This is a genomic window from Nocardiopsis sp. NPDC007018 (genome assembly GCF_040635075.1).
In the GTDB taxonomy this organism is placed as follows: Bacteria; Actinomycetota; Actinomycetes; order Streptosporangiales; family Streptosporangiaceae; genus Nocardiopsis.
The window spans coordinates 26,805-51,971 of record NZ_JBEYHA010000027.1 but is presented as its reverse complement, the minus strand read 5'-3'; the positions used below and the strand labels follow the sequence as shown (position 1 = coordinate 51,971).

25 protein-coding genes and 2 pseudogenes are annotated in these 25,167 nt (G+C 70.0%); 8 read left to right on the top strand and 19 right to left on the bottom strand.

Going from position 1 to position 25,167, the window contains the following annotated elements; translation table 11 throughout:
- Positions 1-171: 171 nt before the first annotated feature.
- The 6 genes from ABZ635_RS16610 to ABZ635_RS16585 all read right to left on the bottom strand — a co-directional run bounded on the left by ABZ635_RS16610 (position 172) and on the right by ABZ635_RS16585 (position 5,576).
- Positions 172-2,547 carry a tetratricopeptide repeat protein gene (locus ABZ635_RS16610; RefSeq protein ID WP_357765467.1) on the bottom strand — a complete coding sequence of 792 codons (2,376 nt, stop codon included), beginning with the start codon at positions 2,545-2,547 and terminating at the stop codon, positions 172-174.
- Between the two features lie 64 nt (positions 2,548-2,611).
- The gene (locus ABZ635_RS16605) at positions 2,612-3,220 is read right to left on the bottom strand and encodes a DUF6879 family protein (RefSeq protein ID WP_357765409.1); all 609 of its coding nucleotides are present in this window, start codon (positions 3,218-3,220) and stop codon (positions 2,612-2,614) included.
- A complete protein-coding gene (locus tag ABZ635_RS16600) occupies positions 3,213-3,482 on the bottom strand; it encodes a hypothetical protein (protein ID WP_357765406.1) in 270 nt (89 codons plus the stop codon). The genes ABZ635_RS16605 and ABZ635_RS16600 overlap by 8 nt, the downstream gene beginning before the upstream one ends.
- Before the next feature lie 692 nt (positions 3,483-4,174).
- A complete protein-coding gene (locus tag ABZ635_RS16595) occupies positions 4,175-4,402 on the bottom strand; it encodes a DUF397 domain-containing protein (protein ID WP_357765403.1) in 228 nt (75 codons plus the stop codon).
- A 71-nt stretch (positions 4,403-4,473) separates the two neighbouring features.
- A complete protein-coding gene (locus ABZ635_RS16590) occupies positions 4,474-4,716 on the bottom strand; it encodes a DUF397 domain-containing protein (protein WP_357765400.1) in 243 nt (80 codons plus the stop codon).
- The gene (locus ABZ635_RS16585; protein WP_357765398.1) at positions 4,716-5,576 is read right to left on the bottom strand and encodes a helix-turn-helix transcriptional regulator; all 861 of its coding nucleotides are present in this window, start codon (positions 5,574-5,576) and stop codon (positions 4,716-4,718) included. Before ABZ635_RS16585 ends, ABZ635_RS16590 begins: the two co-directional genes overlap by 1 nt.
- 238 nt (positions 5,577-5,814) lie before the next feature.
- Between ABZ635_RS16585 and ABZ635_RS16580 the strand changes: the two genes are divergently transcribed.
- Positions 5,815-6,381: an ATP-binding protein gene (locus ABZ635_RS16580; protein ID WP_357765395.1), complete on the top strand. Its 567-nt coding sequence runs from the start codon at positions 5,815-5,817 to the stop codon at positions 6,379-6,381.
- Between the two features lie 165 nt (positions 6,382-6,546).
- A complete protein-coding gene (locus ABZ635_RS16575; protein WP_357765392.1) occupies positions 6,547-6,813 on the top strand; it encodes a hypothetical protein in 267 nt (88 codons plus the stop codon).
- 52 nt (positions 6,814-6,865) lie between these two features.
- On the opposite strand, the gene ABZ635_RS16570 is transcribed toward ABZ635_RS16575, so the two are convergent.
- The 4 genes and pseudogenes from ABZ635_RS16570 to ABZ635_RS16555 form a co-directional block, all read right to left on the bottom strand.
- The gene (locus tag ABZ635_RS16570; RefSeq protein ID WP_357765389.1) at positions 6,866-7,453 is read right to left on the bottom strand and encodes a GNAT family N-acetyltransferase; all 588 of its coding nucleotides are present in this window, start codon (positions 7,451-7,453) and stop codon (positions 6,866-6,868) included.
- Between the two features lie 75 nt (positions 7,454-7,528).
- Positions 7,529-7,714 (bottom strand): annotated as a pseudogene (locus ABZ635_RS16565) (lasso peptide biosynthesis B2 protein); the annotation flags it as partial.
- Between the two features lie 15 nt (positions 7,715-7,729).
- Positions 7,730-8,870: pseudogene (locus ABZ635_RS16560) on the bottom strand (methyltransferase domain-containing protein).
- Positions 8,870-9,013 carry a hypothetical protein gene (locus ABZ635_RS16555; protein ID WP_357765386.1) on the bottom strand — a complete coding sequence of 48 codons (144 nt, stop codon included), beginning with the start codon at positions 9,011-9,013 and terminating at the stop codon, positions 8,870-8,872. The pseudogene ABZ635_RS16560 and the gene ABZ635_RS16555 overlap by 1 nt, the downstream one beginning before the upstream one ends.
- Before the next feature lie 325 nt (positions 9,014-9,338).
- Here ABZ635_RS16555 and ABZ635_RS16550 point away from each other — a divergent pair, with 325 nt between their 5' ends.
- Complete coding sequence (locus ABZ635_RS16550) at positions 9,339-9,887, top strand: DUF6879 family protein (protein WP_357765383.1); 549 nt, start codon at positions 9,339-9,341, stop codon at positions 9,885-9,887.
- Complete coding sequence (locus tag ABZ635_RS16545) at positions 9,863-10,756, top strand: helix-turn-helix transcriptional regulator (protein ID WP_357765380.1); 894 nt, start codon at positions 9,863-9,865, stop codon at positions 10,754-10,756. Before ABZ635_RS16550 ends, ABZ635_RS16545 begins: the two co-directional genes overlap by 25 nt.
- A 10-nt stretch (positions 10,757-10,766) precedes the next feature.
- On the opposite strand, the gene ABZ635_RS16540 is transcribed toward ABZ635_RS16545, so the two are convergent.
- The 9 genes from ABZ635_RS16540 to ABZ635_RS16500 form a co-directional block, all read right to left on the bottom strand.
- Positions 10,767-11,321, bottom strand: a complete 555-nt coding sequence (locus tag ABZ635_RS16540; RefSeq protein ID WP_357765377.1) for a DUF6879 family protein — start codon at positions 11,319-11,321, stop codon at positions 10,767-10,769.
- A gap of 76 nt (positions 11,322-11,397) precedes the next feature.
- Entirely contained in the window at positions 11,398-11,886 is a 489-nt protein-coding gene (locus ABZ635_RS16535) for an HIT family protein (RefSeq protein ID WP_357765375.1), read from the bottom strand.
- Positions 11,887-12,366: 480 nt separating this feature from the next.
- Positions 12,367-13,650: a cytochrome P450 gene (locus ABZ635_RS16530; protein WP_357765372.1), complete on the bottom strand. Its 1,284-nt coding sequence runs from the start codon at positions 13,648-13,650 to the stop codon at positions 12,367-12,369.
- A gap of 9 nt (positions 13,651-13,659) precedes the next feature.
- Entirely contained in the window at positions 13,660-15,384 is a 1,725-nt protein-coding gene (locus ABZ635_RS16525; RefSeq protein WP_357765369.1) for an adenine deaminase C-terminal domain-containing protein, read from the bottom strand.
- Between the two features lie 61 nt (positions 15,385-15,445).
- A complete protein-coding gene (locus ABZ635_RS16520) occupies positions 15,446-16,393 on the bottom strand; it encodes a nucleoside hydrolase (RefSeq protein WP_357765464.1) in 948 nt (315 codons plus the stop codon).
- Positions 16,394-16,410: 17 nt separating this feature from the next.
- Positions 16,411-17,469, bottom strand: a complete 1,059-nt coding sequence (locus ABZ635_RS16515; protein WP_357765366.1) for an ABC transporter substrate-binding protein — start codon at positions 17,467-17,469, stop codon at positions 16,411-16,413.
- Positions 17,466-18,497 (bottom strand): ABC transporter ATP-binding protein, encoded by a 1,032-nt coding sequence (locus ABZ635_RS16510; RefSeq protein ID WP_357765363.1) that lies wholly within the window; start codon positions 18,495-18,497, stop codon positions 17,466-17,468. The genes ABZ635_RS16515 and ABZ635_RS16510 overlap by 4 nt, the downstream gene beginning before the upstream one ends.
- Before the next feature lie 38 nt (positions 18,498-18,535).
- Positions 18,536-19,324: an ABC transporter permease gene (locus tag ABZ635_RS16505; RefSeq protein ID WP_357765360.1), complete on the bottom strand. Its 789-nt coding sequence runs from the start codon at positions 19,322-19,324 to the stop codon at positions 18,536-18,538.
- A complete protein-coding gene (locus tag ABZ635_RS16500; RefSeq protein WP_357765357.1) occupies positions 19,321-20,202 on the bottom strand; it encodes an ABC transporter permease in 882 nt (293 codons plus the stop codon). The genes ABZ635_RS16505 and ABZ635_RS16500 overlap by 4 nt, the downstream gene beginning before the upstream one ends.
- Before the next feature lie 170 nt (positions 20,203-20,372).
- Here ABZ635_RS16500 and ABZ635_RS16495 point away from each other — a divergent pair, with 170 nt between their 5' ends.
- From ABZ635_RS16495 to ABZ635_RS16480, 4 genes are all read left to right on the top strand, one after another.
- Entirely contained in the window at positions 20,373-21,359 is a 987-nt protein-coding gene (locus ABZ635_RS16495) for a LacI family DNA-binding transcriptional regulator (protein WP_357765354.1), read from the top strand.
- Between the two features lie 549 nt (positions 21,360-21,908).
- Positions 21,909-22,616, top strand: a complete 708-nt coding sequence (locus tag ABZ635_RS16490) for a FadR/GntR family transcriptional regulator (RefSeq protein WP_357765351.1) — start codon at positions 21,909-21,911, stop codon at positions 22,614-22,616.
- A gap of 163 nt (positions 22,617-22,779) precedes the next feature.
- Entirely contained in the window at positions 22,780-24,258 is a 1,479-nt protein-coding gene (locus tag ABZ635_RS16485) for a four-carbon acid sugar kinase family protein (RefSeq protein WP_357765348.1), read from the top strand.
- The gene (locus ABZ635_RS16480; RefSeq protein ID WP_357765345.1) at positions 24,255-25,163 is read left to right on the top strand and encodes an NAD(P)-dependent oxidoreductase; all 909 of its coding nucleotides are present in this window, start codon (positions 24,255-24,257) and stop codon (positions 25,161-25,163) included. The genes ABZ635_RS16485 and ABZ635_RS16480 overlap by 4 nt, the downstream gene beginning before the upstream one ends.
- The last annotated feature ends 4 nt before the right edge of the window (positions 25,164-25,167 follow it).

Below are 25,167 nucleotides of genomic sequence, written 5' to 3'. Positions count from 1 at the left end.
CGAGCACGACGCGGACCCACTCGGAACCAGAGGCCCAGAAGTCCCAGGACCGCACCCCGGGGCTCGGGGCTCGGGGCCCGGGGTGCGGGACCCCGATGAATCGCACCCCAGGTCCCAGCCGTCCCACCACGGGGGCGCCTGATCAGACACCCGTGCGATGGGACCGCTGGTTCAGGGGCCTGGCTCCCTCTCGATGGCCAGGGCGATCCTCTGGCGAAGATCCTCGGATCTGGGGCCGGTCAGGTCCGCGAGGGCTTCCAGCGCCTCGTGCCAGTGCTCGTGTGCGGCCTCTGGTTCACCGCTCCCGGACCGCACGGTGGCGAGGCGGTCCAGGCACACCGCCAGCTCCCAGTGGGCGTTGTGCCGCCGGTAGCCGCTCGCCGCCTGCCGATAGAACCCCGCCGCCTCTCCCGCTCGTCCGACCGCCTGATGGACCTGACCCGCGCCCTCGAAGGAGGCGGACTCGCGTACGTGATCACCGATCGAGCGGTACAGAACGGCCGCCTCATGGAAGCTCGCCAGGGCGTCGTCCGGACGGTTGAGCACCGCGTGCACCTGACCGAGTTCCAGGAGCGCGAACCCCTCCCGGGCCGGGTTCTCCAGTTCCCGGGCGGCGTCGAGAGCGTCCTGGACGTAGGACAGCGCGCGTTCGGTCGAGCCGAGTTCACGCCATGCCGCGCCCAGACAGGCCAGACCGGCGAACTCGCTCATCCTGTTCCCGGTCTCACGGTGGATCGTGACGGCTTCCTCGGCAAGGGCCACGGACTCATGGAGGTCTCCCGAGTCGAGTAGCGCGTCGGCGAGGTTGCCGAGTGCGATCCCCTCCCAGCGCCGTTCGCCCAGACGCCGGGCGATGTCGAGTGAGCGTTCGAAATCCTCGCGCGCTTCGTCGAGCCGGTGCTCGCGCAGATGCGCCAGTCCCAGCGCGTTGAACGACATGGCCTCCCCCAGCTCGTCGCCCAGGTCCCGGCGCAACCGCAGTGCGTTCCGGTGGTGGGCCTTGCCCTCCCTCATGCGGTGGGACTGCACGTATGCCATCCCCAGACTCTCCAGAAGGTCCGCTTCCGCCGCGTGCTCCCGCTCGCTCCGGGCGGCACCCAGTCCTATAAGGGTCGTGGTGATCCAGGCACTCATGGGAGTTCGGTACACGTAGACGTGTCTCAACACGACCGGCAGGCGCCAGGCGAGGGCGTCCATCCCGGCAGCGGCGGCGGCCTCGGTCATGGCGACCAGGTTCCCGCCCTCGGCCTCGAACCACCGAACCGCGTCCGTGTTGTCGGTGAACTCGGGAACGCCCCCTGATGGGTTCTCGCCCGGATACGAGCGCGGGTCGAGGTGCCGCAGAGGCGAGTCCACCACCCTGGCGGCGGCGTCGGCGGTGCGGAGATACCAGGTCACCAGACGGCCCAGGGCCTCCCGCCGTCGCTCGGGCGACTCCTCACGGCGTGCCTGGTCCAGTGCGTAGGAGCGCAGGAGGTCGTGGAAGCGGTACCGGTCCGGACCGATCTGTTCCACCAGGTGCGCGCCCACGAGCATGTCCAGGACGCGCCGTGCGCGCCGGACCGGCAGGTTGCCGAGGGCGGCCGCGGAGCCCGCGTCGAAGTCATGACCGGGATGCAGCCCGAGCAGCCGGAACAGACGTGCGGTCTCCTCCGGCAGCGCCCGATACGACCAGGCGAAGACGGTGCGGACCGCGTCGGCCTCCTCCTCGTCGTCGGTGGCGAGCGTGTCCCAGAGAGCGGACTCGTCGCGCAGGTCCTGGATCAGCTCCGCCAACGGCATGTGGGGGCGTCCGGCCGCGCGCTCGGCGGCGATGCGCAGGGCCAGGGGCAGCTGCCCGCACAGACGCGCCAGCTCGGCGACCTCCTGCGGCTCGTCCTTCGGCCGGTGGCGCTCAGTGACGTGTTCGAGGAGTTCCACCGCCTCGGCCGGGGCCAGTGTCCGCACGGTCAGACGTCGGGCGCTGTCCCTGGCGACCAGCCCGGACAGCCGGTCCCTGCTGGTGACCAGCACGACGCACGCCGAGGAGCCCGGCAGCAGCGGGCGTACCTGCGCCGCCGTCGCCGCGTTGTCGAGGAGCACCAGCACGCGGCGTTCGGCCAGGAGGGAGCGGTAGAGGGCGGAGCGGCTGTCCACGTCCGCGGGTACGGCGTCGGCGGGCACACCGAACGCGCGGACGAAGCGCTCCAGCGCCTGGTCGGGTTCGACCGGCGGGCCGGGACCGTATCCCCGCAGGTCCACGTAGAGCTGGCCGTCGGGAAAGCGCTCGCGCACCCGATGCGCCCAGTGCAGGGCGAGCGCGGTCTTGCCGACCCCGGCCGTGCCGGTGACGACGTGGATCGGTGCCTCCGGTCCGTTCCCGGAGTTCTCGGTGCTCAGGTGGCTGCTGAGCACCTCCAGTTCCCCCGCCCGGTTGACGAACCCGTACACGTCACCGGGGAGCTGTCTGGGCACGGGGTTCGGGGGTGCCGCCGGGCCCCGGCCGTGGAAGTGCACCCCGCCCCGGACGTCCCGTGCCTGCACCGCGCGTCCCGCGACCGGGCCCATCCGCGCGCTGTCCCTGTTCTGGGGCGGCTCGTCGTGCTCCTCACCGGACTGGTCGGGGCCGAGGTCAGTCACGGCGGAGCGCCGCCCCCTCGACCTCACGCGGGAAGTACCGTGTGAGGTCTTCACCCATCTCGTGCAGGGCGGTGACCTCGGCACGACAACGTGTGGTGAGCGCGTGGTCGGTGAACCGTACGCCGCCCTGGAGCACGCCCTGGTCGTCGTACAGGATCTTGTAGGTCACCTCGTCTCCGAGGCCGACGATCTCGGGTACCTGGGCCTGGTGTTCCCACTTCGCGAGTGGTTCCGGGGTGATGATCCGGATGTCCTCGCCGCACTGGGCCCGAAGGTGCAGGGAGTGCAGCTCCCACAGCAGGTACGTGGTGAAAGGTTTCTCCACGACCCGGACGCGACGCAGTGCGCATCCCGCGCGGGCGAGTTCGTCGAATTCCGCTCGGAGCGAGGAACGCTTTTTCTCGATCAGTTCGAGCGACTCGTCGTGGCGCCCCTCGCGGAACGCCAGCCAGCTGGCGCTTTCCGGCTGATGGAAATCCTGCTGCCGTTCGAGCTTCCAGATGTCGGTGTTCCTGAGCGACGACACACGCCCGTCGAAGTCGTCGAGATAGGGCGTGAGCTCCAGCCGATCACCGGAAAGGGAGTCGATGGTGTCAAGCATCAGGGATGTCCGCTTTCGCTGAGATCAGGGTGCTGCGGGGGATGATGACCAGACGCTCGTCCTGCGCCACGGTGGCGCCTGCTGGCAGACGCTCCGCGTAGGCCTCGGTCAGATCGCGCCCGATCACGGCGATGTCGCCGTTGTCCAGCTCCCAGATGTCGGGGCAACCAGTGGCCTTGTCGGTGTTGCCCAGTTCGGCCGGGGACCGGCCCAGCCTCTGTGCCAGCTCGGCTGTCGGGTCCGCTTCCCAGGGACGTGTCATGGTGGCCTTCCCACGCGCTCCTGGAATCGGGGGGTGAGCGCGTGCGAGAAGAATACCATGAGGACCCTTCTGAGCCAGGGTTGTCTTTCGTTTCCAGTGACTATTAAGACCTGACCCGGGAAGAGCACGGCAATGCGGGCCTGAATGATGATGCTATGTCAGTGAAGTATGCGGAAGTGGCATTTGTTGCCCGTGTTATGCGTAGGTAAGCACCGGGCGTGAGTGGCCATTTGTCTGGATACTTTCGGCGGCGCCAAGATTCCCACTCCGAGGAAATCGAGCGCAGGAGTCCTTGGTGGCCATCGGCGGCTCCACCAGCCCGGCGATCCGGGCCGTGAGCCTCCACCACCAGCGCACCGAAGCGAGGAAGGCGTCCCCGTGGACACGATCGAGCATGAGGCCAAGGTCCTGGACATCGACCTCGACGCCCCGGCCCCGGCTCATCCTGGACAAGGGCGGCGCGGACCTCGGGGAGGTGCTTCAGCGTGGGAATGTGTACGATGCCGAACCCGGTGACGCCTCCCGGTCGGTGCGCATGCGGGACGGCCGCTACGGCATCAATCTGTCGGCAGTCACCGGGTCGTGTCATGACGAGGAGTGAGCCCGGGCCGTGCTGGCTCGTTCTGTCGGGTCGGTCAGCACGGCTCGGGTCTCAGCCGAGGAGGTAGGTCACGGCGGGAACGGTCGCGTCACTAAGAGCGAGCGGAGCCGAGGAAGGCGGACCACTCGTCGGCCGGGAAAGGGAAGTGACCCTTGGCCGGGTTCTTCGAATCCCGAACAGCGGCCCCACAGGGCAGGTCAGCCACCTCGACGCACTCAGCACGATTGCCGCTGTAGCTGCTCTTGCGGAAGTCGGGGACGTGCGCGACCTCGACACAGTTCTGGCCCTGCCCGCTGTAGCTGCTCTTGCGCCACATCATCTGACTCCTCTAGCTCTCGCACCCGATGGCCGTGACAGGGGTTCACGGCCAGACAGTGAGGCTCGTCGGTATCAGCGACGAGCGGAGCCGAGGAAGGCGGACCACTCATCGGCTGGGAAGGGGAAGTGACCCTTGGCCGGGTTCTTCGAATCCCTGACAACAGCACCGCACGGCAGGCCAGCCACCTCAACACAGTTCTGGCCGTGCCCGCTGTGACTGCTCTTCCGGAAGTCCGTAGGGACGTGCGCGACCTCGACACAGTTCGGAGCCTGCCCGCTGTAGCTGCTCTTGTAGAAAACCAGCTCGTTGTCCATCAGTCGCTCTCTAGGGACATGAGCGCGTCGGCCATGAACCGGGCGCTCTGGGTGGTACTCAGTGCCGTGCCCTGGATATCGCCAAACGTCGCACTGTAGCGAGCAACATCCTTGGGCTGCTCGAAGAATACTGAATCAGTCACGGTATCCACGTGAACGATAGGTGGGGCCAGGTGCTCCGGGAACTCCAGGATGCTGAACGGTGCGACCAGGGCTGCATGTGAGCCTGCGGTGAACGGCAGTACCTGTACGTCCACGTTGGGCATCTTCGCCATGTCGAGAAGGTGCCCCAGCTGCTGGGACATGATCGACGCGTCACCCACCATCCGCCGCAGAGCTGCCTCATCCATGACGACTCGAAAGTGGACCGGGTTGATACGAGACAGGATCTCACGCCGAGTCATTCGAGCGTCTACACGGTGGGCAATGTCCTTCGCATCGGTGTAGCGCCCACCCTGGAACAGGGCTTCGGCGTACTCCGGTGTCTGAAGCAACCCAGGGATGACCAACCCCTCGAAGCTACGGATGGCCGAAGCCTCCGCCTCGAAATCCGGTAGAGCCTGCTCCCCAAAGACCTCCCGATACTTTGACCACCAGCCCCTCTCCTTGGCATCGCGTGCCAGAGCGTGCATAGCTAGTCGCTTTGAGGGGTCGCTGATCTCGTAGAGATCCATGAGCTTATCCAAGTCACCAGTGGTGATGCGACGCGTCTCCGTGGTCTCGATCTTGCTGATCTTGGATGCGGTCCACCCCAAGGCCTTGCCCGCCTGGGCAACCGTCAGCTTGGAGCGTTCGCGACCCTGCTTGAGCTCGGATACAAGCAGACGGAGCCTGAGGGTGGGGCTGTAAGGGATGCGCATGGGGCGAGCCTAGCGGAAAAACTCGACATTTTCCCGAATCGCTTGACTCTCGACAATGTCGAGTTGCATGATGGCTGTGTAGCCAGTGATCGGGGTCTCACAGACAGTCCACAGGATCTCTGGCACTCAGGCTACGTCGTGCCCCTTTCCCTCCGCAGGGAAAACGTGAAGGTCATCGGCCTTGCGGGCACTCCCTCGACCCACATGCAGCTTCCCCTGCGTCAGGAGTCCGTTCGTCATGCCCGTACTCGCCCCCGTACCCCCGATGGCCCAGGTGACCATCGCCCTCCACGAACTCGTGCCCCACTCCTACCGGCACTACTTCAACGGCCGCCCGGACCGCCCCTACTACCGGACCCGCCGCTACGACTTCGGCGCCTCCCCGCTCTTCCTCCCACTGGTGAGGGCCTTCCTGAACACCTGCGCCGCCGAACAGAACCCCGACTACCGCTACCTCTTCACCCTCATCGGCTCCGAACTCGCGGCAAACGCCCTCAAACACTCCCGCTCCGGCCTGCCCGGACGCTCCTACCGGCTCCTGTGCGAACGCCACCGCGACGGACTCCGCGTCATCTGCCGCGACGACGGAGTGGCCACCGACCGCAGGATCGACTACAGGGAACGCCACCACCTCACCACCGACCCCGGCGGCCTGGACCCCACCAGCGACTCCGGACGCGGACTGGCCATGATCGACGCCCTGGCCACCGACTGGGGCGACAACGGCCGCCCAGGCCACCGCGAAGTCTGGGGCTTCCTCGCCTACGACCTCCACGGCAGCGCCTGGCCCCACCTGACCCACTAGACCCACGAACGCAGGCACGAAAAAGGGCCCAGGAAAGCGTTGCAGCGCTTCCCGGGCCCCCACACAACCCCGAATTCCACACTGCGACATGTAAGAAAGCAGGATCAGTGACGCATCCTATCCCCGCACCCCGACAGTCCGACGCTCCGCTCCACCGCACCCTCCATGACCGGACCGGCCTGCGCCTCCTGCGCACACCGCTCCTGCCGTGACCGCCGCGCCGAACGCCTGCCCCGCCTGGGCGACCACCTGGCCGAGTACCGCACCGAGCACGACCTCGCCGCCACCCTCCAGGCCCGCAACCCCCACCTGATCATCTGGTACGGCGAGCGCACCGGCTCCTACTGGATCGCCTCCCCCACCGGCCTCACCGAAGTCCCCGACGCCCCCACCCTCACCCGGCTCCTGCCGCCCCTCGTCGAACTCTGGTAGCCGCGTCGGTCGAGCACGGTGGTGGCCGTCCACCCCGGGCGGCCACCGTGCCTCATGCCTCGGCTCCGAACTGCTGCCTGACCCGCGAAGGCCCGGGGAACTCCTCCGGGACGGCGTCCATGTGGATCTCGTTGACGCGACGCCCCAGCCACTTGTTGGAGTTGCGCCGTACCCCTTGGCGGCGGAAGCCCGCGCGCTCGTAGGCGGTAGCCGCCCCCACATTGGGTTCCAAGACAGTCAGGTAGACACACTCCAACCCGGTGACGTGAAAGGCGTAGTCCAGCACCAGAAGGGTTGCTTCGGTCCCTACTCCTCTCCCCCGAGCCTCGGGAGCTCCAATGGCCACGGTGTACTCAGCGACATCCAGACCGAGGTCGAGTAGGAGCATCGCCGTTCCCACGGGGACCGGTTCAGGACCGTCCACTGCGTAGATGGTGAACTTGATCTGCCGTTCGGAGGAGGACTCGTAAGCACTGGTGTAGATATCCCGCGTGGTCGCGAGCTGCTGGGGAGTCTGGCGGTTGTACCCGACGATGGTGGGAATGCGCTGCTCCCAGCGCCAGTAGTCCTCCACCAGGTCGGATCGGATAGGTCCGATACCCGCCCTATCACCACGCAGCCAGAGTTCAGAGTCGTTCATGGGCGTTCCTCTTCTGCTCTCAGGCATGGGCCGGAAGGGACAGCAGCGCTTGGAAACGCCGAGTGGAGAGGGGTTCATCACAAGATTCCCATCGCTCATACGTAGCCAAGCGTGAAACTCGACAGGATAGGCGGAGACTCCGTGGCACCAGATGGCAAGCTGTCCGAGCAGAGCCAGTACGAGCATCGTGGCCACTGACTCTTCCAGGCACGCGACCCTCATAGGCAGAATCAACCCGATCCATCGCACCGCGCCGTGAGCCCTCTCAGCACTGGGTCAGGGCGCGGAGGCGACCAGGTGGGACTCCTCGTCCAGCCAGACCCGTTGGTGATCGGCCGACACCGTGAGACCGAACCGGGAGTGCTCGGGGCGGCCCTGCGCCAGCCACCACCGGTAGGCGGCCTCCAGTTCGGTGAACAACTCACGCGGACCGTGCTGGCGGACCTCGTAGCCCGGCCCCCGCTGGCCGGGGTCGATGTGCCAGGACGCCCATGAACCGGTGTCCGGATCGACCAGGTGGACCGTGAACTGTCGCCCGTCAGTCTCCGCGAACTCGACCCGGTTCAGCACGGTAGGCATGTGCAGCCCGATGGCGAAGCTCGCGCCGAAGTCGCTGATCGGCTCGTACGGGTGCAGGTCCGTACGGGTGGTCTCGAAGCCCTGCTCCTCGGGGTGGACGTAGGTCTCGACCACTCTTCCTCGGCACGCGCTGGTCACGCACCCACATGAACGCCACATCGCCCCCGAACCGCCCCCGCGCGGTGCCGTCCGGGCCGACCCGGAGTTCGGCCAACACCCCGTTGTGGAACGCGTTCCCCCAGGGGGTGAGGATGCGCCCGTCCGGCCGCGTCTGGGCGACCCAGTGGTAGGGCACCCGCTGGACGGCGGCGGTGCTGATCACCCGGTCGTAGGGGGCGCGCGCGGGCCAGCCCTGCATCCCGTCGCCGGTGACCACCAGGGGCGTGAACCCGGCTGACATCAGCCGAACCCGGGCGGTCTCGGCCAGCTCGGCGTCCACTTCGACGCTGGTCACCTCGTCGTCTCCGAGCAGGTGCGAGAGGAGGGCCGCGTTGTATCCGGTGCCGGTTCCGACCTCCAGCACGCGCATGCCGGGGAAGACGTCCAGGCGGCGGAGCATGTCCGCGACAATCGACGGTTGCGAGGCGGAGCTGGTGGGGTACCCGGAGCCGCCCTCGGCTCCGTCGTCCCTCTGGGTGACGATCGGGACGTCGGCGTAGGCCAGTTCGAGCCACCGAGCCTCGTGTCGGCCGCGGTCCACGTTCACCCCGTCCGGGTCGGTGATCCGGTCCGGGAGGAAATGGTGCCGCTCGACCCCCTCGAACGCGGTACGCCAACGCGGGGACAGGTCGCCCGCCTGCACGAGGCGGGCGACCAGCTTTTCATGTGGGGGAAGCACTACTTGTCGTCCCTCTCGTGCTTACCGCCGCCGGAGCCCCCGTCGTTGGGGGTGGGCGGCGGGATCGGCCGATCGGGCTTGTGCCCGTCGGAGGTGGAGTTGTCGTCGTGCTTGCCGTACACGGCAATACCGGGAACCCGCATGGGCTGCTCCTTGAGGGGAGTCCACGATGGCGCTTCTGCCAACTATTCCATTTGTAGTGGAATTATCCGCGTGCGGCAAGGGGGTGACTCAGGGAAGTATTCCTTCCATGATGGAATCACCTCGACCCCCTGGAGGACCCATGAAGTTGACCCATCGCCGGTGAGTGCCCCGACGAGATCACGTGTCCGACCGTGTACGAGACGGACCGTGGCACCATCGTCGTGCAGGGCTACGTCATCGATCCCGACGACTTGAAGCAGATTTCGCTCCCTGATGGAGAGTCAGCCGTGGAGATCCCCCTCTCACTGCTCCAGAAGGTTGCTCATGCTCACACTCGATGAACTGGTCCGCTTCTTCGACGAGAGGATGACCGCCTCGGCCTTCCGGCTGGAGACACTGCCGGAGTACTCCGTGGGCTCCGACGGAAACGACTTCGACCGGCACAAGGCAGGTGCGCCCGATCCGGACTGGGAGAGGAAGAACCCCTGGTTGGAGAAACTACGGGCGGAGAAGAAGGCAGGGTTCAGGAGATACCGGGTGCGGGTGCTCAGAACCCCACTCAACGACTACCTGCGATTCGCTTGCGAGTGGGGCTACGCGCTCAACTCCAAGGCTGGCGAGGAGATCAACGTCCTGGATCTGACCGAGCGCGAACTGCCTGCCGAAGTCGTTGACCACGACTTCTGGCTGCTGGACGACAGGTACCCCATCCGCATGCACTACAGCGAGAGCGGCGAGTTCGTGGGAGGAGAGCTCATGGATAACCTGGGGCATTACATGAAAGCCAGGGACGCGGCTCTCGCCGCCGCTGAACCGTTCGAGCAGTGGTGGGCACGCCATCCCGAGGAATGGAGAGCAAACCGGACTGTATGACAGGTCCCCAGAGAGCTTCGACCGACCGTGGGCCACAAGCCCGCGATCGGCTCGCCCGTGCCCTGAGGGAGGCTCGCGCACGCGCTGGTCTCAGCGGTGTTCGAGCTGGTCAGTCCGCTGGCATGTCGCAGTCCAAGATCTCCAAGATCGAACGTTCGCTCCTGTTGCCCTCCGTGAACGACGTGGCCGAGCTGTGCCGGGTCTACGAGATCCCTGAGCCCGAACGCGCTGAGCTGCTGGCTCTAGCCGAATCCCTGCGTGAGGAGGCCTCGGCACGGGTGATCATGGCCCGTGGTGTTTCCGGGTTCCAGCGCAAGATGACCAAGCTGGCAGCATCGACTTCAGTGGCCCGTACCTTCCACCCCGTGGTGGTCCCTGGAGTCCTCCAGACCCGCGAATACACGAGGTGCATCTTTGAAGACCCACGGAAAAAGGTCTCCCCGGAGGAAGCGGAAGCCTCCATCGAGGCTCGTCAGGAGCGCCGTCAGGGGATGTTCCATGGGACTACGCAGCACCGCTTGATCGTGCCGGAAGGTGCGCTCCGGTGGCAGGCGGGCTCTCCTGAGCTGATGGCCGAGCAGGTCGAGGACATCGCCCGCGTCACCGCCGAGGCGCCCAACGCGGTGGTGGGCGTCATCCCCTGGACACGGCCCGCGCACGTCTTTCCTGGGCACGGCTTCAACATCTACGACGAGGACGCCGTGATGGTCGGGACCGAGACCGCGACTGCGACCCTCACCGGAGCCGCCGACATCGCGACCTACGTCGAACTCTTCGGTGAGCTGGAGAAGCTGGCCTGTTTCGGGGACGAGGCCATCGACCACCTGGAACGCATCGCGCAGGAGTACCGCCAGCTCGCCCGCAAGTGAGGTCCCTGGATCATGTGGCGGTTCGTTCGCCACCCCTGGACTCGGGATCGTACTCGCGGTGAGGAATCGCGTAGTGCCAGGCGATGTCACGCCACTGGCAGTGCTGGGCGACAGTCGCCGGATCGTCGATGACCTCGTACGCGTGAGGGACGTCGTCCTCGTCGAAGTGCAGGACGCAGACCCATCGGCTGTCGAAGAGCCAGAAGTCACGCCGGGGCAGTTGTTCGACCGCCGGGTGATGCCGGGGAAGCCAGCGGATGTCCTCTCCGGCCTCCTCGTTGAACTGGGTCGCGGCATGCTCCCAACGGATGTAGTCACTCAGTGGTTCGCTGACCACACGGACCCGTTGCCAGGACTTCCCCGCCTCGCGGGCCGCACGGACATTGCGGTGCCAGCTGGAGGCTCTGGCGTGCTTCTCTTCAAGCGAGGTGTCACCGGTGCGCAACCAGTACTCGAACTCGTCCTGTTCGCTGGAGACGTTGTACCGGTCCCGGGTCTCCAGCTTCCAGGTGGTGTGTTCGAAGTCGAGGAACTGCTGCGCGAATTCCTCTCTGGTCAGGTTCACATCAACCCTTTCGACGATTCGGAGACTCAGGGCACGAGCGCTCGACGACCATTGGAACGTGTCGCAGACATATCCATCAAGGGTTGGCGTCCCTGATCCGTTTGGCGACGTCGGCAAGCCAGGAGTCGTCGGCGCGGTGGTGGTCGTGGGACGACAGATACCCCTGGTACCTGTCGAAGTAGCCGTCGATGGGGGAGGCCACCTCACGCCAGTCCTCCCCCGCGTTGCCCACGGTCCCGTGCATCGGGAAGAGCTTCGCGTGCGCGTGGTCGACTCCGTAGCCCTCGTACATGATCCCGGTGCGCGCCACGTCGGGGAAGGCCGCGTCCAGGCGCCGGGCCACCTCACGGGCCGCTATGTGCAGGGCCGTGTACTCCTGCGGCTCCAGGTCCACCACGTAGCTGGTGCGGTGGGCCTTGGGGATGACCACGGAGAACCCTTCGGTGTTGGGGAAGATCGACAGGAACGCCAGGTGGGTCTCGTCCTCCCAGATCCGGTGTGCGGGCGCCTCACCCGCCACGATCTTGCAGAAAACACACTCAGGGACAGATGGCGTCGAGTTCACCGTGCTCCTTGGGATTGAGGTGTGGCAGGCGGAGGCTCCAGGCCTACCCGCTAAGGACCCGCCGTGTACGTCCGGGCCCGGGGCGCCCGGACGCGCCGGAGCGTGCGGACGCGCCGGAGCGTGCGACACGAGCGTAGACGCGACACGTACGGCGCAGGGGCGGATTGCTCGACATCGCTGGCGATTGCTCGCACCTGTGACCAAAAGGCCTGGCCGGTGTTCGCAACCCTGGAAAGACTGGACTTCTTCGGCGGCCGGAGTCGGGCGAATCCGGGGAGCATCCAAGAACTCCGATGAGCCCACGTCACACCGACACCCGCGTTCACGGCACACGGGTCCACCGTGTCGGGCCGGGCGAGAGCGCGTCACGTGAGCAGGTGAACGCGGGCACGACCGACGGGAGCAGCCGAACAGGGCGGGGCCTCGACGCGCCTTGACGCGCGTCGGTCTACGCCTGCCCCCGTCGCCTCAGGTGCCGAGTCAGCCGGTCGGGTGGGGGACGGCCGGGACGCGCAGAGGGCCGTTGATGAAGAAGGACGGAATCCGGTCCGGCTCCCGGCCGTCCTCGGTGAGGGCGAGGTCGGGCAGGGCCCCGAACAGCTCCTCCAGCGCCACCCGGGCCTCCATGCGGCCCAGGTGCGCGCCCACGCAGTAGTGCGCCCCGTGGCCGAAGGCCAGGTGTTCCTTGGTCTCCCGGTCCGGGTCGAAGGCATCCGGACGCTCCGGGTGCAGGTCCGGGTCCCGGCCGGGGGCTCCGAAGGCGACCAGGATGGGCTCCCCCTTGCGGATCAGGACTTCGCCGAGGTCGATGTCCTCCACCGCGTAGCGCAGCGGTACGTACTTGGCGGGCGGGTCGAGGCGCAACGACTCCTCCACCACCTCCTCGGCCGCCAGCGATCCCTCGGTCAGACGGTCCCGGTACTCGGGGTTCGTGAGCAGTGAGTGCACCGCGTTGGCGATGAGGTTGACCGTCGTCTCGTACCCCGCGCCGATCATGAGCAGGAGCGTGCCGATGAGGTCCGCGTGGGGCAGCGGCTCACCGTCGCTCGGAAGGAGCAGGTCGCCGGTGAGGTCCTCGGCGGGGTGGGCGCGCTTGTGCTCCGCGAGCAGCTCCAGGCAGGTCAGCAGCTCCATCTGCTGGGCCAGGACCACCTCCGGCTCGACCGTCGTGTCGACCACCGCGTCCATCGCAGTGCCGAGCCGCTCCCGCAGGTCCTCGGGGACTCCGAAGAGTTCGCAGATCACCCCCATGGTGAGCGGGCGGGCCAGGGCCGCGCGCAGGTCGACCTCCTGCCCCGGGTCGGCCGCCGCGATGTCGGCGACCAGCGAGCGGGCCCGCTCGCGGACGGTGTCCTCCATCCGGCGGATGCGCCCGGGTGTGAAGGCGGGGGTGACCTTGCGGCGCAACCGGCGGTGTTCCTCCCCGTACCGGTTGAGGAAGCTCTCCAGGAACACCAGGGCGGCCAGGGGCCAGTCGTGTCCGACCCGGTCGTGGTCGGGCCAGTGCGCCCGGAAGTCCCGGGAGACCCTCGGGTCGCTCAGCAGGTCGCGGATGAGGTCGTGGCGGGTGATCGCCCAGGCGACCAGGTTGCCTGGCAGCTCCACACGAACGGCGGGTTCGCGCTGACGCAGTTCGGCGACCTCCTCGTGGAAGGCCGTGCCGTCGGGGCGCAGTCGGTACGGACAGCCGGAGCCGGTGGGGGGTGTGATGGCGACCTCCTGAGGGCAAGGGGCGGCCCGGCCGCCGGGCGCGGCCGGTCTCACACCTTGGTTCTACGTCGCCGGGGTCGCCCTGGCAATGGTCGCCGGTTCCCAGGCCCGCTCGACGACGCGCACCAGCCCCCGGTCGGTGATCTTCACGCTCGGGGACACCGCCAGGGTGAGGGTGGACAGGCTCATGAACGCGTTGCGGTTGTCCCAGCCCCAGGCCGCCAGCTCCGCGCGGAGCCGGCGGGAGGCCTCGGCCACCTCGTCGGCGGGCCGCTCCGACATCACCCCGCCGATGGGCAGGGACAGCCCGGCGCCGGTGCCGTCCTCGCGGACCAGCCTCATTCCGCCTCCCCAGGCCACCACGTCGGCGGCGGCGGCGAGCAGCGCCTCCTCGGTGGTGGCGACGACGGTGAGGTTGTGGCTGTCGTGGGCGTAGGTGGTGGCGAAGGCCCCGGCGCCGAGGTCGTGGCCGACGACCGGCGCGAAGGTCACCCCTCCCCTGCCGGTGTGGCGCTCGAAGACCGCCACCACGGCGGTGCGCCCCTGCCAGTCCACCTCCCCGTCGCGGACCGGGAGCACCACCTCGTCGGGTTCGGTGTAGGTGTCCACGCCGTTGACCCGCATGGCGCGGAAGGCGTGGTCGCCGTCGGGCAGGTCCACCCGCCAGCGCGCGGTACCGGCCTCGGGCGCGCCGATCCGCACCGTGTCGCCGAACGGGTGCTCGGGGGCGGCGCCGGGGCCCTCGACGGGGGCGCCGTCACGGCCGACCACGCCACCGCCCGCGATGGTCACGACGGGGGTGAGTTCGGTGAGGGAGCGCAGCAGCACCAGGTCGGCGCGCTTGCCGGGGGTGACGGTCCCCCGGTCGTCCAGGCCGAGCCTGCGGGCGGGCTGGAGCGTGAGCGCGCGGAGCACCGCGAGCGGCGGCAGACCGCGTTCCAGCGCCACCGAACCCACCCGGTCCAGGTGGCCGGTGGTCACGATGGCGTCCACGACGATGTCGTCGGTGACCAGGCAGAAGTCGGGCAGGTGGGGCAGGTCGAGGAGCGCCTGGACGACCTCGGGGGTCAGGCACTTCTCCTGGAGCATGAGGAGCATGCCCAGGCTGGCCTTCTCCACGGCGACCTCGGCGGTGTTCTTGCAGTGGTCGGAGTCGATCCCTGCCCACAGGTACTCGCCGAGTTCGGCCCCGGACAGGTTGGGGCAGTGCCCGTCCAGGCGCACGCCCCGGCGCCGGGCGGCGTCGATGATGGCGTGCATGCGCGGGTCGCCGTCGACCACCGCCCGGTAGTCCATGACCTCACCGAGGGTGGTGACGCCCTCCCACTCCAGCATCTGGGCGATGTCGGTGTCGTCGAGCCGCGCTCCCGCCGTCTCGAACCCGTCCAGCGCGGGCACGCAGGAGGGCACCGCCCAGCGCATGGACTGCGCGGTGTCCCGGCCCTGCTCGATCATCCAGGCCTGCCCGTCGCGACCGGCGACGTTGACGATCTCGTGGGCGTCCGCGAGCACGGTCGTGGTGCCGCGCGCGAGCGTGACACGGGCGAACTCGGCCGGCGCGAGCAGGGAGCTCTCGATGTGCATGTGGGCGTCCACGTAGCCGGGGGCGATCACGAGCCCGGTGGCGTCCAGGGTGCGCTCGGCCCGCACCGGGGTCCCCGGCGGCAGCACGGCGCGCACGCGGTCGCCGGTCACGGCGACGTCGGCCCGCCACACCTGGCCGGTGTGCACGGAGACGACCTCCCCGCCGTGGATGAGCAGGTCGGCGCTGAGCTGGGCGTGGGGCATCGGTGTCGGGTTCCCTTCGGGTGGGCGGGTGCGGGGCCTGGTTCAGGGGGCGGGGCCTGGTTCAGGGGGCGGGGTGCGCGTGGCGGGCGATGCCCTCGGTGAGGAGGGCGGAGAACGCGTCGGCGTCGACGGTACGGCCCACGCGTACGTGGCGCGTGCGGTCGGGGGTGCGCAGGTCCGCGACGAGGGCGCCCCGGGTGAGGTCGCCGGAGCACTCCACGGAGGCGCTTCCCTCCTCCCAGCCGATCAGGTCCGGGTGGCTGACGGCGGCCACGGCCAGGGCGTCGTGCACGGGGACGGCGGGCACGCCGAACCGGTCCAGGTAGCGCTGGGCGTAGGCGCGCAGGAGCTCACCGGCGGTCCCGGCGGTGCCGGGCAGGGTGGCCAGGTACTCGGCCTCGGTGAGCGGGTACAGCGCGGCGCGGGTGACGTCCAGTCCGACGATCCGCACCGGCAGACCGGACTCCAGCACGTAGCGTGCGGCCTCGGGGTCGGCGTGGAAGTTGAACTCCGCCGCCGGGGTGACGTTGCCCTGGGCGAAGGCGGCCCCGCCCATGACGACGATCTCCCGGAACGCGGGCCCGGCGTCGGGGTGGCGGGCGAGCATGGCGGCGACGTTGGACAGCGGTCCGATCGCCACCAGGGTGAGTTCGCCCGGGGACTCCAGGGCTCGTTCGGCCAGCCAGTCCACGGCGTGGCCGGGGGTCAGGGGCCGGGGCGGGGAGCCCGGGACGAGTCCGCCGAGGCCCCCGGCGCCGTGCATGGGCTCGTCGCGCAGCCGTGTGGTGCGCGCGATCGGCCCGGCGAGCCCGGGGACCAACGGGAGGTCGGCGGGCGCTCCGGCCAGGTCCAGCACGTGGGCGGCGTTGCGGTTCACGTCGGTGAGCGAGACGTTGCCCGCCACGGTGGTCACCCCGCGCACCTCCAGCAGGGGCGAGGCCAGGGCGAGCAGCAGGGCGACGGCGTCGTCGACGCCGGGGTCGCAGTCGATGACGACGGGTGTGGGCACGGTTCCTCCGTCGGGGTTCACTTGGCGACCTCCTCGGTGAAGCGGTCCAGCCAGGCCGAGCGCTCGTCGGCGAGGAGCGCGAGGTCGCCCTGGTGGTAGCCGTTGGCGACGGGGTCGGTGGCGGCCTCGCGGGAGACCTCTTCCATGAGTGCCGTGGGCCGGGCGCCGAGCGCGACGGGCTTGTCGTACAGCGCCTCGGCCATGCCCTCCTGGATCTCGGGGCGCAGCAGGAAGTCGGTGAAGGCGAGCGCCCCGGCCGGGTTGGGCGCGCCCGCCACCACCTGGACGGTGTTGGCCGTCATCACCCTTCCCTCGTCGGGCACGGCGAAGCCGACGGGCTGGTCGGCCTCCACCGAGCCCATGGCGAAGTTGTCGAGTCCGGGCGCCATGGCGATCTCGCCGCGTTCGAGCAGGCTGGTGAGCTCGGTGGAGCCGGTGTAGAACTGGAGCGCGTCGGGGCCGATCTCCGCCAGCGCCTCGAACCCGGCGTCGGCGTCGGTGGGGCCGGACCCGAAGTGCTCCCCTGCGGCGAGGACGAACATGGGGCCGGCCGACACGGAGATGTCGGGCAGCGCGTAGCCGCCCCCGGGCTGTTCCCAGAGGTCGTCCCAGGACTCGGGCGCCTCGTCCACCAGGTCGGTCCGGTACATCAGGCCGAGGAGCTGGAAGGTGTAGGCGGGGCCGTAGCCGTCGGGGTCCACGGCCCAGGGCTGGATGGCGTCGAGGTTGGGCACGTCGTCGGCGCTGACGGGGGCGAACAGCCCCATGTCCCGGCCGATGCGCGCGTAGTAGTCGGAGATCAGCACGACGTCGGTGTCGGGCTGCTCGGCGTTGATCCGCAGCTTGGTGAGCCGCCCGGCGTTGTTGCCGGTGTCCAGGACCACCCGGATGCCGGTCTCGGCCTCGAAGGGTTCGGCGACCACGCGGGTGAACTCCTCGGTGGCGAACGAGAAGGTGCTCACCACCAGGGTGTCGGGGTCGTCCTCGCGCACGGGCGCGCAGGACGCGGTGACGAAGGTCAGTGCCAGGGCGCCAGCGAGAACGGCGGTGACCCGGCCGGGCGCGGGGAGCCTCATCCGGTCGTCACCTCGTCGGCGGGCAGCTCCACCAGGTGGCGGTGGGGCAGGGCGATGCGGACGGGGTCGCCGGGGCGCAGGTCGTCGCCGGGGTGCAGGACCCGCAGCACCGATCCCGGCCCCTCGCCCCCGTTGATGGCCGTCTCGACCAGGCAGTTACTGCCCTGGAAGGTGACCGCGGCGACGGTGCCGTCGAGACCGGCCTCCCCGGCGTCCTCGCGGGCGTCGCCGGAGAGCAGCCGCACGTGTTCGGGCCGGACGGTGACCGGCCCGTGCCCGGGGACCTCCGGGAAGTTGTCGTAGCCGAGGAACTCGGCCACGAAGCGGTTGGCGGGACGGGGGAAGACGTCCCGGGGCGATCCCTGCTGTTCCAGGCGCCCGTTGTTGAGGATCACCATCGTGTCGGACAGCTCCAGCGCCTCGTCCTGGTCGTGGGTGACCAGGACTGCGGTCAGCCCGGTCTCGCGCTGGACCCGTAGGAGCTCGCGCCGCATCTGCACCCGGAGCTGGGCGTCGAGGTTGGACAGCGGCTCGTCCAGGAGCAGGACCGAGGGACGGATGGCCACGGCGCGGGCCAGGGCCACGCGCTGCTGCTGGCCGCCGGACAGCTCGGCGGGCTTGCGGTCGGCCAGGTGGGCGAGGCCGACCAGGTCGAGCGCCTCCTCCGCGCGCCGCCTCGTCTCGGCGGAGGCCACCTTGCGGGTGCGCAGGCCGTAGCCGACGTTGTCGCGCAGGGTCATGTGCGGGAAGAGCGCGTACGACTGGAAGACCATGCCGATGTTGCGCTTCTCCGGCGGGGTGCGGGTGGCGTCCACGCCCTCCAGGAGGATGCGCCCGGAGGTGGGCTGGAGGAACCCGGCGATCATCCGCAGGGTGGTGGTCTTGCCGCAGCCGCTGGGCCCGAGCAGGGTGGTGAACTCCCCCGGGCGCACGGTCAGGTCCAGGTCGGCGACGGCGGTGGTGCCGCCCTTTCCGCCCCGCGCCCCGAAGAGGTGGCTGACGCGGTCGAGTTCGACGACGGGTGTCATCTGGGTGTCTCCTTCTTCCCGGAGGGCGGGCTTCCCGGTCATCGGCCGAAGACCTTCGTGAAACCGACCAGGCGTTCGGTGGTGAACGCGACCACGACGCTGAGCGCCAGGAGCAGCACGCTGACCGCCGCGACCACCGGGTCGAACGAGGACTGGACGTAGTTGAGCATCTCCACCGGCAGGGTGGCCACGCCCGGGCCGGTGAGCAGGAGGGACAGCGGAACGTTGTTGAGGGAGGTGATGAAGGCGAGGATGGTGGCCGAGAGAATGCCCGGCGCCATCACCGGCAGGGTGACCGTGAGGAAGGTGCGGACCGGACCCGCGCCCAGTCCGCGTGCGGCCTCCTCCAGGCGCGCGTCGGCCAGCGCCAGTGACGCCCCGACCACCCGCACGGTGTACGGGAGCAGCAGGACAGTGTGGCCGATGATCAGCGCGCCGAGCGCTGTCACCCGCATACCGACCATGACCTGCTGGAACAGGGCCAGGCCCAGGACCAGCTCGGGGACCACGATCGGCGCGAAGAACAGGTTCTCCATGATCCGGCGCCCGCGCGGGTTGCCCCGGTGCAGCGCCAGGGTCGCGGGGACGCCCAGGGCCAGCGCGGTCACGGTCGAGAACGCCGCGACGATCACGCTGGTGCCGAAGGAGTCGACGAAGGGGCCGTACTCCAGCGCGGCGGAGAACCAGCGCAGGGAGAGGCCCTCCGGCGGAAAGGCGAGGGTGCTTCCGGCGGTGAAGGCGACCCCGACCAGGATCACCACGGGGCCGAGCATCAGCACGAAGGCGGCCGCCGCGAGCAGGGAGAGGAACGGGCGTCTCAGGATCATGAGGTGGTGCTCCCGATCTTGCCGAGCCGACCGGACAGCGCGCCGACCACCAGCACCAGGGCGGTCATCACCAGGGCGATGGCGCTGGCGGAGGGCCAGTCGAGACTGACGTTGACCCGGCTGTAGAGCAGGGTGGACAGGAGCCGCTCGCGGGGTCCGCCGAGCAGCTGGGGTGTGGTGAAGGCGGTGACCGCGCCCGCGAAGACCAGCGTGCAGCCGACCAGGGCGCCGGGCAGGGCCAGGGGGAAGACCACGTCGCGGAACGCGCGGCCGGGTGAGGCGCCCAGGCCGCGGGCCGCCTCCTCCAGACGGTGGTCCTGCTGGGAGAGGCTGGAGTAGGCGGACAGGATCATCAGGGGCAGGAACAACTGGACGAGGCCGAGCACGATCGCGGTCTCGGTGTAGAGCAGCTGGACCCGGCCCAGGCCCAGGGCCTCGCTGACCCTGCTGATCAGACCGTTGCCGCCGAGCACCACGATCCAGCCGTAGGTGCGTACGACGGTGTTGAGCAGGAGCGGGAAGATCGCCAGGGCCAGGAGCCGTCCGGGCCAGGGGCCGGGGGCGCGCGAGATGAGGTAGGCCACCGGGAAGCCCATGAGCAGGCACAGGGCGGTGGTCAGGACCGCGACGCGGACGGTGCGGGCGATCACCGGAAGCAGGTAGGGGTCGGTGATCAGGCTCCCGGTCTCGCGGGCGACGGTGGCGGGGTCGCCGTCCGGCGGCCAGGCCAGGGTGGCCACGACGGGGTAGCAGAAGGCGAAGAGCATCACGGCCAGCCCGGGGACGAGCAGGATCGTGACGGGGGGACGCGGAAGGAGACGGCGGCGCGAAGCGACTCGGGCGGCCTCTGCGGTGGGTGACGGGCGGGGCAATTCCACTCCCGGTCGCTGGCGGCGGGTGTTTCGGAGTTTGTTGCAGTGCCTCATCTGCGAAGACCTCTGCAAGCGCTTCTGCAAGCGCTTGCAACAACGTAACCTTTCCGTGGGCGTCGAGCCAACCCCCCGGCCACGAGTGTGACCGGGGGCACCGTGACCTGCGAGGAGTCGGAATGGCGAGCTTGGATGACGTGGCCAGGGAGGCGGGGGTGTCCGCCTCCACCGTGTCGCGGGCGCTGTCGCGGCCGTCCATGGTCGCCGAGTCCACCCTGGTGCGGGTCCGCGCCGCCGTCGAACGGCTCGGGTTCCGCGCCAACCCGGCCGCCCGGGCGCTGACCACCGGACGCAGCGGCTTCTTCGCCGTCCTCGTACCCGACCTGGACAACCCCTTCTACTCCACCACCGCCACCGCCGCGCAGGACCAGGCGGGCCGCAGCGGCAGACGGGTACTCATCGCGGTCACCGGCGGCGACCCCGACCGCGAGGCGGAGGCGCTGGGCGAGCTGGAGGGCCAGGTCGACGGGTTCGCCGTCCAGTCCCCGGTGAGCTCGGCCGCGGCGCTCAAGGAGGTGCACGCCCGCAAGCCGGTGGTGGCCATCAACCGCCGGGTGCCCGGGCTGACCTCGTTCACGGTCGACACCCCCGGAGGTCTGGGCCAGGTGTACGACCGCCTGGTGGAGCTGGGCCACCGCGACGTCGCCTACCTGGCCGGGCCGCCCAGTTCGTGGATGGACCGGCACCGCCGGGCGGAGCTGGTCGAGCACGCCGCGCGGTCGGGCCTGCGGGTGCGGGTCCACGGCCCGGTGCGTCCCGCGTTCGCGGAGGGGGCCGCCGCCGCGCGGGAGATCGCCGACTCCGGGTGCACGGCGGTGCTCGTCTACAACAGCCTGCTCCTGCTGGGCGTGATGTTCGAGTTCGGGCGTCTGGGCGTGCGGGTGCCCGAGGACATCAGCGTCGCCGCGGCCGACGACATCGCCCTGGTCGACCTGCCGGGGCCGCCGATCACGGCCGTGCGCACCCCCGCCGACGAACTGGGGCGCGCGGCGGTCCTGGCTCTGACCACGCTGGTGGACGGCGAGGGGGGCGACCGGCCGCGCGGGCGACGCCTGCCCACCACCGTCCGGATCACGGACTCGCTGGCGCCGCCGCGCACCGCGTGACCGTCCGGGGGATTCCGACCTGACCCAAAAGGCGGGCCCACACCGGCGTTCCTCCTCGTGCATTTGGGGAGGAGTCCTGACATGGGCCCACCGGATCAGCGCCGTGTCCGCACGAGCACGCCGAACCCGCTTGCCCTTCGCAGGTCCGTGACGCACTCTGATGGACACCGCCGGACCGCTCCGGGAGGCCCCACCACGGCCCCTGAACAGCACGGACCCCCTTCACCAGGGGTGGACTCACCCGGGACCCTGACTCCCGTCCGGCTCCGTCTCCCGCACTCCCTTCCCGAGGTATCCCATGAAGACGAGCAGGTTGCCCGCCTCCCCGGCGGCCCCGACGACGGCGTTCGCCCTCCTCGGCCCCCGAGACGGCTCCGTCACCTGCTGAGAAACGCCCCGGCTCCCGCCTCGCGCCAGGCCGGGAGCCGGGGTCGGGCGGCGGCGGTAGGGTTGCCCCTGCCGCGCACCCGTGTGGGGTGCGCGGGGGTCGGCGAACACGCCGGGGACTGTACGCGACCCTGTCGTCTCCCCCGCCCGAGAGGAAGTGTCGTGCCGAGGCCGCTGCTCGCCGACGAGATCGCCCGGACCCTCCTGGACCGCATCGTCGACGGTGACCTGCCCTCCGGGGGCCGGATGCCCTCCGAGAACGAGCTGGGCCAGGAGTTCGACGTCAGCCGCCTGACCGTGCGCGAGGCCATCCGCACGCTCCAGGCGCAGAACGTGGTCGAGGTGGTGCGGGGGCGCGGCACCCTGGTGCGCCCGGTGGAGGAGTGGACCGGGCTGGAGGCGGTACTGCGCGCCACGGTGCGCGGCGGTGACGACCTGACCGCCTCGCTCCAGCTCATCCAGGTGCGGCGGATGATCGAGACCGGGGCCGCCGCTCTGGCCGCCGAGCACCGGAGCGAGTCCCACCTGGCCGCGCTGGAGAAGGCCCTGGAGGGCATGCGCGAGGCGCACGCGCGCGGTGACCTGGCGGGGTTCGTGGAGCACGACATCCACTTCCACGACGTGATCCTGTCGGCGACCGGCAACGTGTTCGTGGCGGTGATGTTCGAGCCGCTGTCGAGGGTGATGCGGGAGAAGCGCACGCAGACCTCGTCGGTACCGGCCATCCAGACGCACGCGATCGACGAGCACTCCCGTGTGCTGGAGGCGATCCGTTCCGGCGATCCGGAGCGGGCGCGCCTGGCCATGGAGAGCCACATGACGCAGACCGCCCGTGATCTGCGCCAGCACGTCTTCGGCCTGCCCGACTAAGCCCCCGAGCCCTTCCGGCTCCCGCTTGCGGTCCCCTTCGGCCCGGGCGCGATGACACCGCGCTCGGGCCGATCCATGCTCCGACCTGGTAATCCCTGTGACGTGACTGTTGACGGCCACGCGATTTAACATAAGATGTCTGATGTCTTACAAGGGAGTTTTCATGGTCGATCCCCACGAAGTCCTCACCGTGGCCGGGGCACCGAGCCCCGTCTCCGCGTCCGCCGTGGCGCATGAGGCCAGCGCAGCCGGTTCGCTCGTCGTCGTCCTCGACGACGACCCGACCGGCACCCAGTCCGTGCACGGTCTGCCCGTGCTCACCCGCTGGTCCGTCGACGACCTGCGGTGGGCGTTCACGCAGGACACGCTCGCCGTCTACGTCCTCACCAACACCCGGAGCCTGGACCCGGACGAGGCCGCGGCCCGCAACGCCGAGGTGGTACGCAACGCCCGCGCCGCCGCCGGGGACCGTCCCCTGGTCTTCGCCAGCCGCGGGGACTCCACCCTGCGCGGACACTTCCCGCTCGAACCCCGGGTCATCGACGCCACCCTCCAGGAGTTGGGCGCCCCCGGCGTCGACGGCGTCGTCATCGTCCCCGCCTTCCCCGACGCCGGGCGCGTCACCATCGGCGGCGTCCACTACACGCGATCGGGCACGGAGTACACGCCGGTCGCGGAGACCGAGTTCGCCCGCGACGCCACCTTCGGCTACCGCAGCTCCGACCTGCGCGCCTGGGTGGAGGAGAAGACCGGCGGCGAGATCCCCGCCGACCGGGTCGCCCTCATCGACCTGCCCCTCCTGCGCGGCGGCGACACCGACGCCGTGACCGAGCGCCTGCTGGGACTGCGCGGCGCCGCGCCGGTCGTGGTCGACGCCGAGACCGAGGAGGACCTGCGGGTCCTCTCCCTGGCCCTCATCGCCGCCGAACGCCGGGGACGCTCGTTCGTCTACCGGGTCGGCCCGCCCTTCGTGCGCGCTCGCATCGGCATGGCGGCCCGCACGCCCCTGGGCACGGACGAGATCGGCACCGGCACCGACGCCCCCGGCGGACTCGTGGTGGTCGGCTCCCACGTCGCGCTCACCACCCACCAGCTCGCGGCGCTCGTCGACACCCACCCCCGGGCCCGCGTGATCGAACTCGACGTCGACGACGTCCTCGACCCCGCCGCCCGCGAGGCGGCGCTGGCCCGTACCGTCGACGCCGTCGTCGAGGGCCTGGCCGACCACGACGTCGTCCTGCACACCTCGCGCCTGCTTCGCCAGAGCGACGACCCGGCCGCCAGCCTGGCCATCGCCCGAGAGGTCTCCGCCGCCCTCGTACGCTGCGTGTCCGACACCCTCGCCCGCCGGGCTCCGCGCTTCGTCGTGGCCAAGGGCGGGATCACCTCCAGCGACGTGGCCTCGCTGGGACTGGGCATTCACCGCGCCCTCGTGCGCGGCCCGATGCTGCCCGGCCTGGTCTCCCTGTGGGAGCCCGTCGGCGGCCCGGCCGCCGGTATCCCCTACGTCGTCTTCGCGGGCAACGTCGGCGCCGACGACTCGCTGGCCGAGGTCGTCGACCGCCTCAGCACCCTGACCACCAGCTCCACCGCGGACGGCGCCCCCGTCACCGGTGCCCCGAACACAGGAGTCCACCCATGACCACCAGCCCCGTCACGAGCGTCGCCGTCATCGGCCTCGGCGCCATGGGCCTGCCGATGGCCACCCGCCTGGCCGGGACCATGACGGTCCACGGCTGCGACATCGCCGCCGCCCGCCGCGACCTGGCCGCCGAAGCCGGGGTGGTGACCTTCGAGCGCGCCGTCGACGCGGTCGCCGGAGTCGGCGCCGTGGTGCTGGTGGTACGCGACGGCGGCCAGCTGCGCGACGTGCTCTTCGGAGAACACGGCATCGTCGAGGCCCTCGAACCCGGCACCGTCCTGCTCCTGACCAGTACGGTCGGGGTGGAGACGGTCACCGCGACCGCCGAGGAGCTCGCCCCGCGCGGCCTCCTCCTGGTGGACGCCCCGCTCAGCGGCGGCCCCGTCCGTGCCGGGGAGGGCGACCTGCTGATCGTGGTCGGTGCCACCCCCGAGGCGCGGGAGGCCGCCGACCCGGTGCTGCGGCGGCTGGCCTCCACCCTGAGCGTGATCGGCGACCGCCCCGGCGACGGCCAGGCGTTCAAGACCGTCAACCAACTGCTGTGCGGGGTGCACATCGCGGCCGCCGCCGAGGCCCTGGCCCTGGCCCGGTCGCTCGGCCTGGACCCCGAGACCACCCTGGAGACCCTGGGCGCGGGCGCCGCCGGCTCGTTCATGCTGGGCAACCGGGGCCCGCGCATGCTCCAGGCCTACGAGGAGGAGGGCGCCGAGGTGCTCAGCCGACTCGACATCTTCGTGAAGGACATGGGCATCGTGACCTCCGCGAGCCGCTCCGTCGGGCTGGCGACCCCGCTGGCGGCCACCGCCGAGCAGCTGTACCTGCTGGGGCTGGGGCAGGGGCTGGGCTCCGCCGACGACTCCGCCGTGATCCGCGTCGTGGCACCCGAACCCACAGGCAAGGAGTAGGGTC